Source organism: Micromonospora sp. NPDC005163 (genome assembly GCF_053599835.1).
The window spans coordinates 101,784-117,933 of sequence record NZ_JBSFYP010000021.1 but is presented as its reverse complement, the minus strand read 5'-3'; the positions used below and the strand labels follow the sequence as shown (position 1 = coordinate 117,933).

The 16,150-nt window shown below is 69.8% G+C and carries 16 protein-coding genes; 10 read left to right on the top strand and 6 right to left on the bottom strand.

Annotated elements, in window-relative coordinates:
- Positions 1-139: 139 nt before the first annotated feature.
- Both ACWD6N_RS16945 and ACWD6N_RS16940 read right to left on the bottom strand, forming a co-directional pair.
- Positions 140-1,117, bottom strand: coding sequence for a glycoside hydrolase family 11 protein (locus ACWD6N_RS16945; RefSeq protein WP_354965759.1), 978 nt, complete (start codon positions 1,115-1,117; stop codon positions 140-142).
- Between the two features lie 496 nt (positions 1,118-1,613).
- Entirely contained in the window at positions 1,614-2,696 is a 1,083-nt protein-coding gene (locus ACWD6N_RS16940; protein WP_354965758.1) for a LacI family DNA-binding transcriptional regulator, read from the bottom strand.
- Positions 2,697-2,951: 255 nt separating this feature from the next.
- Here ACWD6N_RS16940 and ACWD6N_RS16935 point away from each other — a divergent pair, with 255 nt between their 5' ends.
- The 4 genes from ACWD6N_RS16935 to ACWD6N_RS16920 are packed head-to-tail and all read left to right on the top strand — an operon-like array spanning position 2,952 to position 7,076.
- On the top strand, positions 2,952-4,172 hold the full coding sequence (locus ACWD6N_RS16935) for an ABC transporter substrate-binding protein (RefSeq protein WP_354965757.1): 1,221 nt from the start codon (positions 2,952-2,954) through the stop codon (positions 4,170-4,172).
- On the top strand, positions 4,169-5,293 hold the full coding sequence (locus tag ACWD6N_RS16930) for an ABC transporter ATP-binding protein (RefSeq protein WP_387327578.1): 1,125 nt from the start codon (positions 4,169-4,171) through the stop codon (positions 5,291-5,293). Before ACWD6N_RS16935 ends, ACWD6N_RS16930 begins: the two co-directional genes overlap by 4 nt.
- Positions 5,290-6,189: an ABC transporter permease gene (locus tag ACWD6N_RS16925; protein ID WP_354965755.1), complete on the top strand. Its 900-nt coding sequence runs from the start codon at positions 5,290-5,292 to the stop codon at positions 6,187-6,189. Before ACWD6N_RS16930 ends, ACWD6N_RS16925 begins: the two co-directional genes overlap by 4 nt.
- A complete protein-coding gene (locus ACWD6N_RS16920) occupies positions 6,189-7,076 on the top strand; it encodes an ABC transporter permease (protein ID WP_354965754.1) in 888 nt (295 codons plus the stop codon). The genes ACWD6N_RS16925 and ACWD6N_RS16920 overlap by 1 nt, the downstream gene beginning before the upstream one ends.
- On the opposite strand, the gene ACWD6N_RS16915 is transcribed toward ACWD6N_RS16920, so the two are convergent.
- Positions 7,054-8,601 (bottom strand): gluconokinase, encoded by a 1,548-nt coding sequence (locus ACWD6N_RS16915; RefSeq protein ID WP_354965753.1) that lies wholly within the window; start codon positions 8,599-8,601, stop codon positions 7,054-7,056. The genes ACWD6N_RS16920 and ACWD6N_RS16915 overlap by 23 nt on opposite strands.
- Positions 8,602-8,666: 65 nt before the next feature.
- Between ACWD6N_RS16915 and ACWD6N_RS16910 the strand changes: the two genes are divergently transcribed.
- Entirely contained in the window at positions 8,667-9,146 is a 480-nt protein-coding gene (locus ACWD6N_RS16910; protein ID WP_354965752.1) for an MmyB family transcriptional regulator, read from the top strand.
- A 58-nt stretch (positions 9,147-9,204) separates the two neighbouring features.
- Here the strand turns inward: ACWD6N_RS16910 and ACWD6N_RS16905 are convergent, their stop codons facing one another.
- Positions 9,205-9,471: a zinc finger domain-containing protein gene (locus tag ACWD6N_RS16905; RefSeq protein WP_449937544.1), complete on the bottom strand. Its 267-nt coding sequence runs from the start codon at positions 9,469-9,471 to the stop codon at positions 9,205-9,207.
- A 372-nt stretch (positions 9,472-9,843) separates the two neighbouring features.
- Here ACWD6N_RS16905 and ACWD6N_RS16900 point away from each other — a divergent pair, with 372 nt between their 5' ends.
- The 3 genes from ACWD6N_RS16900 to ACWD6N_RS16890 are packed head-to-tail and all read left to right on the top strand — an operon-like array spanning position 9,844 to position 12,503.
- Complete coding sequence (locus ACWD6N_RS16900) at positions 9,844-11,067, top strand: macrolide family glycosyltransferase (protein ID WP_354965751.1); 1,224 nt, start codon at positions 9,844-9,846, stop codon at positions 11,065-11,067.
- Positions 11,068-11,070: 3 nt separating this feature from the next.
- The gene (locus tag ACWD6N_RS16895; RefSeq protein WP_354965750.1) at positions 11,071-11,562 is read left to right on the top strand and encodes a hypothetical protein; all 492 of its coding nucleotides are present in this window, start codon (positions 11,071-11,073) and stop codon (positions 11,560-11,562) included.
- Positions 11,559-12,503 (top strand): hypothetical protein, encoded by a 945-nt coding sequence (locus ACWD6N_RS16890; protein WP_387327572.1) that lies wholly within the window; start codon positions 11,559-11,561, stop codon positions 12,501-12,503. Before ACWD6N_RS16895 ends, ACWD6N_RS16890 begins: the two co-directional genes overlap by 4 nt.
- Before the next feature lie 213 nt (positions 12,504-12,716).
- Here the strand turns inward: ACWD6N_RS16890 and ACWD6N_RS16885 are convergent, their stop codons facing one another.
- Positions 12,717-13,358: a TetR/AcrR family transcriptional regulator gene (locus ACWD6N_RS16885; protein ID WP_354965748.1), complete on the bottom strand. Its 642-nt coding sequence runs from the start codon at positions 13,356-13,358 to the stop codon at positions 12,717-12,719.
- 318 nt (positions 13,359-13,676) lie between these two features.
- Between ACWD6N_RS16885 and ACWD6N_RS16880 the strand changes: the two genes are divergently transcribed.
- Together ACWD6N_RS16880 and ACWD6N_RS16875 are read left to right on the top strand one after the other, a co-directional pair.
- On the top strand, positions 13,677-14,411 hold the full coding sequence (locus ACWD6N_RS16880; RefSeq protein ID WP_354965747.1) for an SDR family NAD(P)-dependent oxidoreductase: 735 nt from the start codon (positions 13,677-13,679) through the stop codon (positions 14,409-14,411).
- A gap of 74 nt (positions 14,412-14,485) precedes the next feature.
- Positions 14,486-15,109, top strand: a complete 624-nt coding sequence (locus tag ACWD6N_RS16875) for an NADPH-dependent F420 reductase (protein WP_387327568.1) — start codon at positions 14,486-14,488, stop codon at positions 15,107-15,109.
- A gap of 114 nt (positions 15,110-15,223) precedes the next feature.
- Here the strand turns inward: ACWD6N_RS16875 and ACWD6N_RS16870 are convergent, their stop codons facing one another.
- Positions 15,224-16,105: a LysR family transcriptional regulator gene (locus ACWD6N_RS16870; protein ID WP_450004973.1), complete on the bottom strand. Its 882-nt coding sequence runs from the start codon at positions 16,103-16,105 to the stop codon at positions 15,224-15,226.
- Positions 16,106-16,150 lie beyond the last annotated feature (45 nt).

Sequence of the window (16,150 nt, the reverse complement as noted above, 5' to 3'; positions counted from 1 at the left end):
CGGCGCCGGGAGCACCCGCCCACCCCCCCCCCGCCCCCGCCGGGGGGGGGGGGGGGGGGGGGTCACCCCCCCGGGGGGGGGGGGGCCCCCCCCCCCCCCCCCCCCCGCCACAGGTGCGGTTGTCCGGAGCTGGTCGGGGTCAGCCGGTTCGGCAGGTGACCGTCGGCCAGGTCCAGTTGCCGTTGGCCATGATCGTCACGCCGAAGTTGTTGCCGTTGCCGTTCGGTCTGGCGGTGATGGTTCCGCTCGTGCCGCTGACGGAGGCGTTCCAACTGTTCTGCAGGCTCTGGCCGCCACCAAGGCCGAGGCTGACGACCCAGTTGCTGGTGCCGCTGACCGCGACGTTGAGGTTGAACCGGTCGCCCCACTGCTGGCCGGCGGAGAGCGTCGCGGTGCAGTTGCCGCCTCCCGGGTTGCCGGTGGTGGGCCCGGGGCCGGGGTTGCCGCCACCGCCTTCCCGGACGGTGATGTCGGAGCTGCCGCTGCTCTGGTAGCCCTCGGTGGCCATGATCTGGTAGCTGTGGTTGGTGCCGAGGTTCAAGCCGGCGCGGGCCCAGGCGTCGAAGTGGTTGGCGGTGGTGATGGTGCCACCGGTGCGCTTCTGCTGACGGACGCTCCAGTACTGGTAGAACGTGGCGATGCCGTCGATGGACGGCTGGTTGACCCGCTGGGTGCGGTACAGGTCGTAGGTGCCGCCGTCGGTGGTGACGGAGCCGACCCGGGTGGCGCCGGTGCTCGGGTTGTAGGTGCCGAAGTTCTCCACGACGTAGTACTCGATCAGCGGGTTCCGCGTCCATCCGTACAGGGCGAGGTAGCTGTTGCCGTTCGGGCTGTAGGTGCCCGAATAGCTGATCGTCCTGCGGCTGCCGGTGGCCCAACCCTTGCCACCGACCCAGTTGTTGGTGCCGCTGCCCCACTGGCTGGAGTATCGGCCATCGGCGCGCAGCGTCATGCTGGCGTTGCCACTGTCCTTCCAGAACGAGTAGAAGAACCCGTTGTGCGTGCCGGTGGCGTTCGAGCTGACGGTCCGATCGGCCTCGGCGTACGCGTTGGTGGCCAGCACCGTGCTGCTGACGGCCACCACCGCGGCGCACGCGGCGCCGAGGAGCAACCGCATGCGGCCGCGCCCTCTCGGTCTGGTGGGTGTGTGGTTCATGTCGTCCATGGACGTGCGTCCTCCTCGTGACGGCTGGCGGGAGGCCAGCGGTGCGGCACGAACCGGCGGCCAGGCGATGGCCGGGCGGGCATCGGCGCGTACCACGTGGTGGTGGTTGGTCGTCCTGCGCGACGACCGGGGGAGTGGGTCGCGGTGGGTGCCATCGACGGTGATCGAGCACCGTCGATGGCGACCGTATTGACCCTCCGGTCGGCTTGTCAACAATTTTCGGAAACAGCGTTGGAAGCTTGGCCTGGGCGATCGGCATTCCTCGGGAGGGCATTCATCCTGCCCAACAGCCCTATCAGATCGACTTCGGCTTGAGCTGACCACCTCGATGTCCCGGCCCAGAAGCCGAAATCGGGGTTGTCACCGTCGGAATTTCCGGAGACTTTCCGGACCGCAGCCGGGCTGACCAGGGGTAGGTGCAGACACCGTCGGCCCGTGGCTTACGGGATCACGACAGGTGGGCCGCCGGGTTGGGTGCCGGCCGCTGCCGTAGCCATGGCGGTCGGGCCTGCCCCGGGCTTGGGTTGCGTTCGGCCGTCGAGCGGCGGACCACGAGGCGTACCGGCAGGACCATCGGTCTGCCGGTGTGCCCGGGCGCTCCCTCGATCATCGTGAGCAGGTGCCGGGTGGCGGCCGAGCCCTCCGCGTAGAACGGTGCCGCGACCGTGGTCAGCCCGGGCGTGACGATGTCAGCGGCGAGGATGTTGTCGAAACCGACGACGCTGACGTCGCCGGGAACGTTGACCCCCATCCAGCTGAGGCCGCGGATGAGGCCGATCGCCATCTGGTCGTTGAAGGCGAGGACAGCCGTCGCCGGATGCGCGCACAGCTCCTCGGCGGCCCGCTCGCCGCCCTCCATGGTCGGGCTGAACGGGCCGATCTTGCGTACCTTGATCTCCAGCTCCATGCCCGCTTCGAGCAGCGACCGCCAGCGGATACCGTTCGCCCAGGACGCCTCCGGCCCCGCGACGTACGTGATGTGGTCGTGCCCCAACTCGCCGAGGTGCTCGGCGGCCCGCCGAACCCCGCGCGGGTTGTCCGTCACGACGCAGGGCACGTCGGCGATGGCGCGGTTGAGGACGACCACCGGCCGCTGCTTGGCGAACATCCGGATGGCCGAGTCGGACATCCGGCTGCTGGCCAGCAGGAACCCGTCGACGGTCGACATCGTTCGTTCGATCACCGCCCGTTCCAGGCGGTCGGACTCCTGGGCGTCGATCAGCACGGTGGTGTATTCGCCGCCGAGCGATGCCTCCTGCGCCCCGCGGACGATCTCGGCGTAGACCGGGTTGGTGATGTCGGGGATGACGAGCGCGATCATGTGCGTCCGGGACGTGGTGAGGGCGCGTGCCAGCGGGTTGGTCCGGTAGCCCAGCCGCTCGGCGACCTGCCGGACCCGTTCGGCCGTCTCGGAATTGACGCGGCTCGGCTTGGAGAAGGCGCGGGACACCGTGGACGGTGAGACATTGGCTTCGGCCGCGACGTCGTAGATCGTGGCCCTCTTGTCTGGCGGCCTGGTGTGGTCGGGCATCTTCATGCTCCCCCCGGGCTACGCGCCATGATCATGCTATGACGCCGGTGAGTACTCGGCAATGCCCTCGCAACAGTCGGTTCTCCTGCGCGCATTCGCGCGAGGCAATACATGGCAACCCGTTGCTGTTCGGCCCCGCAGGCTGTCTCAATGCTCCACAGATGGCGCATGTAGGGCGGCCTCGCCGAGGCGACCCACCTGGGCAGAGCGTGGACCTACCTGGCCGGCCCGGGTAGTCGATGAAGGGAACGACTCATGGGTATGACGCGGCGCGGCGCTCTCATGGTCACGGCATCGTCGCTCTTCGTGGGCGCGGTCGGGTGTGGGGCGCCGGAAGGTCCCGGCAAAACCTCGGGCGACACCACGGGCGAGGTACCGGAGCGGCCCGCCCGGGCCGTGACGCTCAACGTTCTCGACGTCGCCGGCAACCTGCAGCTGACGCAGGCGATGATCGACGAGTTCGTCTCGAAGAACCCCAACGTGATCTCCCGGGTGACGTATTCGAAGGCGCCGGCGCCCGAACTGGCCGGCAAGATCAAGGCTCAGCAGGGAGCCGACCGGGTGGACATCGGTCTCGTGCTGACCGGCGTCGACGGCCTGGCGGCCGGCATCGAGCAGGGGCTCTGGACGGACGTGCTGCCGAAGTTCCAGGACCGCCTCGGCGGCATGCGGAACTACCTGGAACCGGCCGCCGCGATGCAGCAGCTCGCCGGCAACGCCGGCGTCACGGTCACCTACTATCCGTCCGGCCCGCTGCTCGAATACCTGCCGTCCCGCCTCTCCGCGCCGCCGACGAGCGCGGACGCCCTGCTCGCCTGGGCCAAGGCGAACCCCCGCAAGTTCCAGTACGCCCGGCCGGCCAACTCCGGCCCGGGCCGGACGTTCCTGATGGGCCTGCCCTACATCCTGGGCGACACGAACCCGAAGGATCCCGCGGCGGGGTGGGACAAGACGTGGGCCTTTCTCAAGGAGCTGGGCCAGTACGTCGACTACTACCCGTCCGGCACCACCGAGACGATGAAGAACCTCGCCAACGGCACCGCTCACCTGATCGTCAGCACGACCGGTTGGGACATCAACCCCCGCGTGCTGGGTACGGTGCCGAAGGAGGCCAGGATCGCCACGATCGACGGTTTCCACTGGGTCACCGACGCGCACTACGCCGTCATGCCCAAGGGCGTGTCGACCGACACGCAGGCCGCGGTGCTGGCCCTGCTGGCGTTCATGCTCACCCCTGAGCAGCAGGCGAAGGCGTACGACGAGGGCTACTTCTATCCGGGGCCGGCGGTGAAGGACGTCCAGCTCTCGTCGGCGCCGCAGAAGAGCCAGGACGCGATCCGGGAGTTCGGCCGCCCGGAGTACGACGCGCTGATCGCCGGCAACCCGACCGAGGTCCCGCTCGACGCGAAGAGCCTCGTGGCGGCGTTCAACCGCTGGGACCGCGAGATCGGCGGCGGGAAGGTCAAGCAGGGATGAGCGCCTTCTCCCAGCTGCGGTTGGATGGCGTGTCCCGCCGGTTCGGCGGCCAGGACGCGCTCACCGAGCTGGACCTGACAATCGAGGCGGGCGAGTTCATCGCCCTGCTCGGCCCGTCCGGCTGCGGCAAGTCGACGGCCCTGAACTGCCTGGCCGGGCTCCTGCCGTTGACGCAGGGGAGTATCTGGCAGGACGAGCGCCGGATCGACACGCTGCCACCGGAGCGCCGCGGCTTCGGTATGGTGTTCCAGAGCTACGCCCTCTTTCCCCACCTGACGGTCCGCGCGAACATCGCCTTCGGGCTGCGCATGCGGCGGCTACCGAAGGAGGAGATTCGCCGGCGTACGCAGGAGGCGGTGCGGCTGGTGCGGCTCGAGGCCCACGTCGACAAGCTGCCCGGCCAACTCTCGGGTGGCCAGCAGCAGCGCGTCGCCATCGCCCGAGCCGTCGTGTTCGAGCCCTCCCTCGTGCTGATGGACGAGCCGTTGAGCAACCTCGACGCCAAACTGCGCCTGGAGATGCGCACCGAGATTCGCCGGCTGCACCAGTCGCTGGGGCTCAGCACCGTCTACGTCACCCACGACCAGGAGGAGGCGCTCTCCCTGGCCGACCGGCTGGTCGTGCTGCGGGAGGGGCGGGTGCAGCAGATCGGGTCGCCACGCGAGATGCACAACCGGCCGGCGAACTGGCACGTCGCCGACTTCATGGGCTACCGCAACCTGTGGCGGGGACGGGTGGAGCAGCTGGACGGCGCCCGGGCCACGGTCGAGTCTTCCCGTCATCGCCTGCTCGGCGAGGCCATGGGCGACCTCCAGGCCGGTGCGGAGGCGGTGGTCGCGGTACGCCCGGAGGACATCCGCGTCGACGGGCCCGGCGAGGCCCACAACACCATGTCGGCGAGCATCGAGGTGGTCGAGTACCAGGGCCGCGAGTTGGCCGCCGAGGCCCGCACCGAGACGGGACAGCTGCTGCACCTGCGTACCGAGCAGCGGATCGCACCGGGCGACCAGGTCAAGGTCGCCATCGACCCGCAGCGGCTCCTCGTCTATTCCGCAGGCGCGGAGCAGGCCACCGACCCCCGGCCCGACCAGCTCGCGGACACCTCGGAGGCCGCGCGGTGAGCGGCGCCGGGCCGGGCAGGCCGCTGGCGCACTGGCGGCACCGTCTCGCGGAGCGGGGCGTCGATCGGCAACTCTGGTTGCTGGTCCCGGCCCTGATCTTCGTCATCGCCCTGTTCCTCTACCCGTTCTTCTACGGCCTGACGCTCTCGTTCCAGCCGACCAACGGCGGGCCGTTCAGCGACTACGCCCGGTTCTTCTCCGACGCGTACGAGCGGGGCACGATCTGGATCACGCTGCGGATCGCGCTGCCTGCCGCGCTCCTGAACGTCCTCGCCGCCGTGCCGATCGCCTACCGGATGCGCGGTCGGTTCCGGGGCAAGCGGCTGGTCACCACACTGCTGGTCGTGCCGATCACGCTCGGCACGGTGCTCACCGCCCAGGGGCTGCTGAACTTCCTCGGCCCGACCGGTTGGTTCAACCGGATCCTGCTCGCCACGAACCTCGTCGACGAGCCGGTGCGGCTGATCCACAACTACTGGGGCGTGTTCTTCTCGCTGGTGATCACCGGCTTTCCGTTCGCGTTCCTGCTGGTGCTCTCCTATCTCTCGGGCATCGACCCGACCCTGGAACGGGCGGCCGCGACGCTCGGGGCGGACTGGCGTCGCCGGTTCCTGCGGATCACGCTCCCGTTGCTGATGCCGGGCCTGGCCACGACCTTCTGCCTGACGTTCGTGCTGGCGTTCAGCGTGTTCCCGTCGGCCGTCCTGGTCGGCAATCCGGCGGGCGAGACGCGGGTCATCTCCCTCGCCGCGTACCAGGCGGCGTACGAGCAGTACGACTACCCGTACGCCTCGGCGATCGCAATGATCATGGGGTTCGTCGAGCTGGTCATCATCGCGGTGGTCCTGGCGGCGCGCAACCGTCTCTACACCGGCTCCACCGGAGGCAAGGGCTGATGGCAACGATCACCCAGGCGCCACCAGCGCGGCCCCCCGCCACCACCGACCGGCGGCGGCGCATCGCCGCGCGACCGGCCGCCTGGATCGTGTGGGGCGTCGTCATCTTCTTCTTCCTCAACCTGCTGGGCGTCGTGGCGTCCGTGCTGGTCAGCTCGTTCGGCCAGCGCTGGTTCGACACCTGGCTCCCCGACGGCTACACCACCAGCTGGTACGGCCGGGCCTGGGACGAGTTCGCGCTCATGCAGGTCATCGTCGTGACGCTCGAGGTCTCCGTGCTCGTCGTTGGCCTCTCGCTGCTGATCGGCGTGCCGGCGGCCTACGTCCTCGCGCGGCGGTCGTTCCCCGGCAAGCGGCTGATCTTCCTCGTGTTCCTGCTGCCCATCCTGATGCCCCCGATCACGTACGGCATCCCGCTGGCGACCGTCCTCTACAAGTTCGGGCTGGCCGGGAACATGTCCGGGGTCGTGCTCGCCAACCTCGTACCGTCGGTTCCCTTCGTCATCCTGACCATGACCCCGTTCATCGAGCAGATCGACCCGCGGATCGAGAGCGCCGCGCGCATGTGCGGCGCGGGCCTGCGGACGGTCTTCCTCCGGGTCCTCACGCCGTTGCTGGTGCCGGGCATCCTCGCCTCCGCGATCCTCGTGCTCGTCCGGACCGTGGGCATGTTCGAGCTCACCTTCCTGACCGCGGGGCCCGACTCGCAGACCATCGTCGTGGCGCTCTACTACTCGATGTCCGCGTCCGGGATCAGGGCGCAGCAGTCAGTCGACGCGATGGCGGTGATCTACACCTCGATGATGCTCGTGCTCCTCGTCGTCGCGCTGCGGTACGTCAACCCGACCCAGCTCGTGGCCCAGGTCAAGGAGGAGCCGGAGCACTGAAGCCCACGGGTGGGGACGGTCCGGCCGCCACCTCGTCGAGGATCTCACCCACCCGGCCCGCGGCGCTGATGAGCGCGGGCAGCTTCGCGCGCAGGCCGCGATAGGTCGCGGCGAGGGCGGGGTCGACCGCGATCGGCTCGCTGCGGGCACGGCCGGGATCGAGCTGGGTGACAGCCCCCTTGAGATCGGGAGCGAGGCCGATCGCGAAGAGTCCGAGCGCGGCCGCGCCGAGGGCGGCGTCATCGCCGTCACCCGCCGCCTGGACCGGACGATCCAGAACGGCGGCCATCACCTCGCGCCACAGTGGAGAGCGGAAGGCGTCACCGGTCAGCCGGACGCTGCTGATCGGCGTCAGCTCGGCCACGCGGTCGAGGACGACACCGAGTTGCAGGCACACGCCTTCGACGGCGGCCCGCACCAGGTGGCCGCGGGAGTGCTCGCTCCGCAGCCCCAGGTACGCCCCCGGCGGGTCGGATCCTGCTGCCGGGTCGTCGAGCAGATAGGGGAGCATCACGAGGCCGTCGCTTCCCGGGGGAATCCGCTCGGCGAGATCCAGAAGCGTGGGCGCGGCATGGTCGAGGTCGGGCGCGAGGGCACGTCCCGCCCAACGTACGACGTTGCCGCCGTTGCTGACCGCTCCGCCGACAACCCACGCGTCCTCGGTCAGCGCGTCGCAGAAGAGGGTTTCCGCCTCGTCGACGAGCGGAGCCGAGACGACCGTGCGCAGGGCCCCGGTGGCCCCGAGCGACAGGTTGCCGACGGTGCTGTCGATCGCCGCCGCGCCGAGGTTGTGCAAAGGGCCGTCGCCCGCACCCACGACGACGGGTGTACCGGACGGGAGGCCGACGGCCCGTCCGGCAGGGGCCGAGAGCCGCAACGCCGCGGTCGTGGGCAGGACCGGGGGCAGTTGACTCTCCGACACACCGACGAGGTCGAGCACGGCGCGGCTCCACGCCCGACGGTGGACGTCGAACATCCCGGTTCCGGAGGCCGAGGACAGCTCGGTCACCAGCTTGCCGGTGAGCCGGTAGAGCAGGTAGTCCTTGAGGCCGATCCACCACCGGGTCGCCGTGCAGAGGTACGGCTCATGGCGGGCAAACCACATGAGCTTGCACAGCGGGCTCATCGGGTGCACCGGCGTGCCCGTCAACCAGTGCAGTTCCCGGCCCTGCCCGGAGATCCGCAGGTCGCGGGCCGCCTCCGACGACCGCGAGTCGGCCCGGGTCAGCAGCGGCGTCACCGGCGTCATCGCCGCGCCGAGCCCGATCAGGCCGTACATGGCGGAGCTCATCGCGAGGGCGACGACCTCCGCCCCGGCGGTGTCGGCGACACACGCGGACGTCGCCTCCAGGGTGGCCGCCACGAGTACGTCCGGATCCTGTACCTGCCAGCCGGGCGCCGGCTGCAGGAGCGGGTACTTCCGCCTCGCGACGTGTCGCGCGGTGCCGTCCAGCGCGAACGCGGCCGCCCGCACCGCCGTGGCGCCCACGTCGACCCCGAGAATGACACGACGTCCTGGCCGCATGCGCACATGGTCGAGCGGCGTCCGGTGGGCCGGCAAGCGGTTGCGCGCAGTTGTCGTCGCCCTGGTTGAGCAACAACTTGCTGATGCGTGGGATCGGGCTGCTCGAGAGCGGAACGCCAAACCTGACGCGTTACGTGTTCACCGATTCGCGTGCCCGGACATTCTTCCCCGATTGGGAGCAGGTGGCCGACGAGCGTGCCTTCGACCTGTGGCTGGGGCCTTCTGCGGAAACCTCCGAATGGTTCCGTGCCGAGCTCGCCCCCCTGGCTGGCATGGAGTTCACCCGACGACTCAACCGCCACCTGCCCCCACCGCCCGCCCCGTTTCGGCTCAACCATCCCATCGGGCAGGAGCTTCGGTGGCAGCGGGAGAAGCTCGAGTTGCCGCGAACCGACGCGCAGGAGCTGGTCGTTCTCCTGCCGGCCGATGACGCGACGGCGCGGGCGATGGAGCGACTGCGCCGCCAACCCGACCGCATGCTTCGCGCGGTCGGCCTACCGAACAGGGTCAAGGCCCCGTTGATGGAGATGGGCTGCGTGCGGTAGCTGCCCGCAGAGCCTGGCGAGGTCGCCTTCGAGGGCTTACCGGGACCAAACCAGGTCTCTACGGGGTCTCCTTTTGCGTACGCTCAAGGTGCATGTCGGCCGGGGTCACGGGGTGACCAGGGACGTTGATGCACAACTGTCCCGCCTCGGCACCGCACATGGGGCAGGGGCGGTACGACTCGACAGGCCCCGGATCGAGGCCCCTCGCCAGGGCCGCTCGGACGATGTCGTCGGCCGCGTGGTGTAGCTCAAGGTCCCGATGTCTCACGGCAGCCTGGTGGATTCGCTGGAGCGCGCTTCGCGCCAGCTCCGATGGGTCATTCATCCAACCGACCTTCCCGCTGTGCTCGCCGTCGCACGTACTTCCCGTGTTCAACTGCCGATCACCGGCCTGGTTGGCTCCGCTGGCGCGTGGCGGCGCCGACGATGTGCTCCAGCGCGGCCGCGTGCCGCTGAAACGCGTGCCGCCCGTGCCGAGTGAGCTGGACGGAGGTCGGCCGTGCCCGGTGGCGGGGCCGGCAGCCGGCCCGACTGCGGCCAGGACCCGCGCGACGTGGGGGAGCACGCGCGAACCAGGGCGAGAACTCTGCCCGCGGCACTGGGCCATCTGGCAGCGTCTACCCTGTCACCGAGGAAGGCGGATCATGATCGTTACGTGTTGTCGGGCGCGGGTCTTCCCCCCGTCCAGGGTCGGCCGATGAGCGCGATCGCGTTCCTCAACATCGCCATGCACGGGCACATCAACCCGACGCTGCCGGTCGTGGCTGAGCTTGTGCGCCGTGGCCACTCCGTCACCTACCACACGACGCCCGCCTACGCGGAGGAAATCGCCACCACCGGCGCGCGAGTGGTCGCCTACTCCGGGGATGACATACCGCTGTCCGGCCCGCCGACGCCCGTCACGGTGATGGAGCAGCTCGCGCGCACCGCCGTACGCGTGCTGCCCGCCGTCCTCACCGATCTGCGCGGTGCCCGGCCGGATCTGGTCGTGCACGACTCCCTCTGCCTGTGGGGGCCGGTGGTCGCCCGCGAACTCGACGTACCGGCGGCGTCGTCGTTCACCACGTTCGCGTTCAACCGGCACGTGCCCAGCCCCACCCACGGCTCCTGGGAGCTGCTCGCGGCGGCGGCGGTCAAGCCCCGCCCCACCGCGGGGTACCTGAAGTCGCGCTGGGAGCTGAGCCGCCGGTACGACACGGAAGCGGTGCCCCTGATCGACCTGGCGAACATCCGCCAGCCGCTCAACCTGGTCTACACCTCGCGGGCGTTCCACCCCGAGGCCGACAGTTTCGACCAGTCCTACCGGTTCGTCGGGCCGAGCATCGGTGCCCGCCCAGCCGACTCGTCGTTCCCGCTCGATCAGCTGCGCGATCCGGTGCTCTACGCCTCGCTGGGCACGGTGTTCGGCGCCGACCCGCAGTTGCTGCGCACCTTTGCCAACGCGCTCGCCCCGCTGGGCGGCACCGTGATCGTCTCCACCGGGCCCACCGACCCCGCCACGGTCGGTCAGCTGCCGGCCAACGTGATCGTCCACCGCTCGGTACCGCAGCTGAAAGTCCTGTCCCGTGCAGCGCTGTTCATCACCCACGGCGGGGTGAACAGCGTCAACGAGGCCCTGTACGCCGGCGTCCCGATGCTGGTGGTCCCGCAGGGCGCCGACCAGTCGTTGGTGGCGTCCCGCATCGTCGAGCTCGATGCCGGCCTCGCGATCCGCACCGAGGACGTCACGGTGGAGGTCCTGCGCGCCCTCGCCCGGCGCCTGTTGGACGAGCCCCGATTCCGGGCCGCCGCGAACACCCTGCGGGTCGCCCAGCGCGAGGCAGGCGGCTATACGCGCGCCGCCGACGAACTCGAGCGCTACGTGCAGCGGACCGCCTCGTCCGCTCAGCCGGCCTCTGCCGACCTGCCACCGCAGGGCTGACCGATGTCCCCGGTCGTCGCCGTCATGCTGCTGTTCGCCGGGCTGTCCGAGGCCGTCGGGCGCCTCCTGCCCGTGGTGGCACGCCTGTCCGGCGTGTCGCACACCAGGGTGTTGGTGATGGTGCTGGCCGGCGCCGTGGTCGACGGCGCGGTGTTCGCGCTCTGGCCACTGTCCGCGTGGACCCTCGCCGAGCTGGTGCTGCCCGCCGCGTCGTCCGACGAATCCGCGCTGGCCTGGACACCGTGCCTGGCCGCCCCGCTGCTGCTTGCCGCGGTCCTCGCGTTTCCGCTGCTCGGGCCGCTGCTGCACCTGGTCCTCATGGTGGGAGTGGGGGCCGGCCTCGCCACTGCCCTGGCCACGGTGGCCGGGCTCGGCTGGTGGGATGCCGCCGGCTGCGTGGCCGTCGCGGGAGTCGGGCTCGGCGTCGCCGTCGAGGGCATCCGCCGCCTGGTCGTGCGGCTCAACACGACAAGAGCACCGGAGCGGTTTCCGTGATCGAACTTGCGCTCCTGCTGCTGCTCGGCGGGATCGGACCGGTCCTGCTCGCCGAAGCACTGCTCGCCCGCTACGAGGTGGTGGTCTACGCCGCAGGCTGGCGGAGCCCCACCGCGGCGCGACCTAAGGGCATGCCCCCCGCCCGAGGCGCGGACCCGGACCGCCCCCCGGACGCGTACCTGGTCTATCTGGACGGTATCGGGAAACGCCGCTTCCACGACACCCGCGACGGCGGCCGACTGGTCAAGGCCCTGATCGCCGGAGCGCCGGAGCTCAGGGTGCTGGGCCAGGTGCAGCCGTACTCCCCGCTGGCTCTGCCGCTCGCCGACCGGCCGGTGTGGGTCTGGCTGCGCCGCCGCATCGGTCTGGTGCTGTTTCTGCACAACGTGATGCAGACCTTCGTCGCCGCCGACCGCCGGTACCGTCCCCTGTACAACCGCGCCGTCGGCTCGCAGATCGCCACTCAGCTCCGAGACGCCGGCTATCGGCGCGACAGCGGCATTCCCGTGGTGATGCTCAGTTACAGCGGTGGCGCCCAGGTCGCCACCGGCGCGGTGGACGAACTGTGGTCCCAGCTGCGTCCTCCGCTCTGGTTGATCACTCTCGGCGGGTTCCACAACGGCGCCAACGACATCAGCCACGCCCAGCACCTCGACCAGCTCACGAGTGCCGGCGACCGGATCGAGCGGGTCGCCACCTGGATGTTCCCGCAGCGGTGGCGGCTGTTCCGCCGGAGCGGATGGAACCGGGCCGACCGCGCAGGGAAGATCACCGTGCACCGCCTCGACCCGGCCACCCACGTGGGTCCGCGCAGCTACATCAGCCCGGAGGCCCGGCTACCCGATGGCCGCAGTCACCTCGACCGGACCGCCGACACCGTGATCGCGCTGATCCGGGATCGCCTCAGCGCGACCGCGCGGAACGACGGCCCGCTGCCCTGAGCGAACCGCCACCACCGGCGCGCGAGTGGTCCCCTACTCCGGGGATGACGTACCGCTGTCCGGCCCGCCGACGCCCGTCACTCAGTCGACGATACGTACGGATGGCCGCGGCCAGATCTCGCGACCCGCTCTCCAGCCCGAGTCCCGGCAGCTACCGCTCCGGCCGCGCCGAACTCGACGTCGTCTTCCGGCCGACGGGGCGTGATCGGGCCGTCATTGGCCGCCCACCGGAACGGGAGCAGACCCGGTAGTTCCGCGGTCATCGCTGGGCTGCCGAGGAGATGACGCGGGGATGGCGTTGTCGATGAGGACGGCGGCGATGGCGGCGGCGGTGGGGAAGGATTCGCTGTTGAGGACTCGGGTGCGGGCCGAGGCGCCGTCGATGAGCAGCGCCAGTTGTTCGCCGAGTTGTTCGGGGTTGGTGGCGCCGGCTTCGCGGGCGGTTTCGGTGAGCCGCGCGGCGATGGCGGTCTTGTAGTCGCGTGCGTACTGGGATGCGGGGTGTTGGGGGTCGTGGAGTTCGACGGCCGCCCCGATGTAGGGGCACAGGGGCGTGGACGCGGGTATCTCGAAGGCGGCGAGGAGTCGTTCGCGGGGTGTGAGGTCGGTGCGCTCGAACACTCCGGGCATGACGTCGGGATCGAATCGGCGCAGGTATTCGGCGACGAGTTCGTCCTTGCTGGTGAAGTGCTGGTAGGCCGTGCGCTTGGACACCTGGGCCACGGCGCAGAGTTGGTCCATGCCGGTGCGGTTGATGCCCTGATCGCGGAACAGCTGCTGTGACGCGCTGAGGATGCGCTCGCGTGCGCCCCTGCCACGGCGCCGGCCCAGGGGGCCCTTCTCCAACTCCGTCATGCCTTCAGTATAGACCGTTCGGTACAGACCGGTCTACATAGCTTGCGTACGGGTTGATCATCGGTTACGTTAAGCATACAGTACGGTGTACATATGCCTGGACCGTGCGCCGATCGCGATGACCGCGATTTCGCAAGGCGAGAGCGGTCCCGATGATCGTCGGTGCGCCATGGCGCACCGGGCGTCCCACGGGTGGGGTCGGTACCGACCGGTGTATGTAGCTTGCGCCCCGACCAGTCATCGGGTACGTTACGTACACAGCCCGGTGTATATAAGAACCGAACTGTTTCGGATACCCATCAATTCAACGGAGTGATCGTGGGAAAGCTCGATGGCAAGGTAGCGGTGATCACCGGCGGATCCACCGGCATGGCACTGGCCGGCGCCAAACTGTTCGTCGAGGAAGGAGCGCACGTCTTCATCCAGGCCCGGCGGCAGGAAGCACTGGACGACGCCGTCAAGCTGATCGGCCGCAACGTCACCGCCGTCCAGGGTGACGCGGCCGAACTGGACGACCTGGACCGCTTGTACGACACCGTCAAGCGGGAAAAGGGCTCGATCGACGTGCTGTGGGCCAGCGCCGGGATGGGCGAACCCGCCGTCCTCGGCGAGATCACCGAGGAACAGTTCCACCGCGCCTTCTGGCTCAACGCGCGCGGCACCCTGTTCACCGTGCAGAAGGCACTGCCGCTGATCAACGACAACGGCTCGATCTTCATGACCGGATCCAACGCCTCCCTCGGCGCCTTCCCCGGCTGGAGCCTCTACGCGGGAAGCAAAGCCGTCCAGCAGGCCTGGGCCCGCGTCTGGCTCAACGAACTGCGCGACCGCAAGATCCGGGTCAACGTCCTGACCCCCGGCCAGGTCGCCACCGCCAAGCAGGAAGAACTGTTCGACGAGGCAACCAAGGCCGCATTCGAGTCCCTCATCCCCCGCGGAAAGATGGGCCGCCCCGAAGAAATCGCCACCGTCGCCCTGTTCCTCGCCTCCGACGACTCCAGCTACGTCAACGGCCTGGAACTGGTCGCCGACGGCGGCACCACCGCCATCTGAGCACACACCAGGAATGCCGCGGGCACCACCCCACAACGAGACAGAGCGACACCTCGAGAACAGGAAGCACCCTCATGAGCAGCATCACCCTCATCGGTACGGGGAACATGGCCCGTACCATCGGCACGCTCGCGGTGGCGGGCGGCAACACCGTCGAGGTCATGGGACGCGATCAGTCCAAGGCCGATGACCTGGCCGAGGCTCTGGGCGGCGGCGCGACGACGGGCAAGTGGGGCACCGTCCCGGCCGGGGACATCGTCATCACGGCCCTGTTGTACGACGGTGTCGTTCCGGTCGTCGCCGAGTACGGAGACGCCCTCGCGGGCAAGGTCATCGTCGACATCAGCAACCCCTTCAACGCCACGTTCGACGGACTGGCCCACAGCGAGGAGACCTCGATCGCGCAGGAGGTCGCCAAGGTGGCCCCGGCCAGCGCCAGCGTGGTGAAGGCATTCAACACCATCTTCCGTAATGTCCTGGAGAAGGGCCGGCCCAACGTCTTCATCGCTGGCGACAATGCGCAGGCCAAGGCGGGCGTGGCGGCATTCATCGAGAGCCTCGGGCTGCGCCCGCTGGACGTCGGCGGCCTGAAGATGGCGCACTGGCTGGAAGGAGTGGGCGTGGTCACGGTGGGCCTCGCCGGCAACGGGGTTGGCCACTGGGACTTCGCCCTCGGCGTCAACGAATTTACCGGCTGAGCCCCCGGGGCCGAGCAGTCGGCGAAAAGGGCGCCGTGCGCCCTGACAATGGTTGATGGATCACCGACTCGCTGATGTCGGATATCAATGTTGGCGAGGCGCGTACCGGCCGGATCATTCGGCTCGTCCCGGCGCTGGGCGCTGCAGCCCGAGGCGACCAGCAAGCCGGTTCACCACCGCCGCGAGGGCGGCCGGAGTGGGGCGGCGGCTCACCATGAAGAGCGTGAGGCGGCCGGGTACGGGCGCGGCGGACACCCGGTCCCCATCCTGGGCGTAGGCGGGCCCGAGCCCGCGGGGCAGGACGGCCGGGCATCCCAGTAGTCGCGCCATTCGTACGGCCGTCTCCGCGGTGGCCGCCGTGCGAGGCCGGGCGCCGAGGCCGGAGAGTCGTTGGTGCAGGGTGTCCGTGGACATGTCGTAGGTGTAGATGGCAACGTCGAGATCGGCGAACGGCCGCCGGCCCTTGCGCAGCGACGCTGCCGGTGGTGTCAGGACGGCCAGTCGGTCGCTCGCAACCGGTACGGCGCTCACGGTGGTGGGTAGACGCATCTGGTTGGCGACGGCGACGAACGCGGCGTCCAGCGACCCTTCGCCGACCCACTCCACGAGCCTGTCGCCATGGTCCGTCACCTGGTTGACGGTCGAGTCGTCCATCAGCACGTCGAGCGCCGGAAAGAGCAACGGCGCGAGGCTGCTGAAGGTGCCGACGTTGAACGTTCGTGCCCGCGCGGCGGCGCGCGTCCGGTCGAAGATGCGTCCCAGATGATCAAGCACGTGGGTCGCCTCGGCGCACAGCGCACGACCGGCCGGCGTCGGCCGCGCCCCGGTCGTGTCCCGGTCGAAGAGCCGTTCACCGACCCGCCGCTCGAGCGCGGCCAGGCGGTTGCTCGCGGCCGGCTGGCTGATGAGCAGCTCCCGCCCGGCGGCTCCGAGAGAGCCGTGCCGCGCCACGGCCTCGACCAACCGGAGATCCTCGACGGAGGGGAATGAGCTCATATCCCCAGGCTATGAGCTCCGATGCCGATCCGCCAACTACCAGCG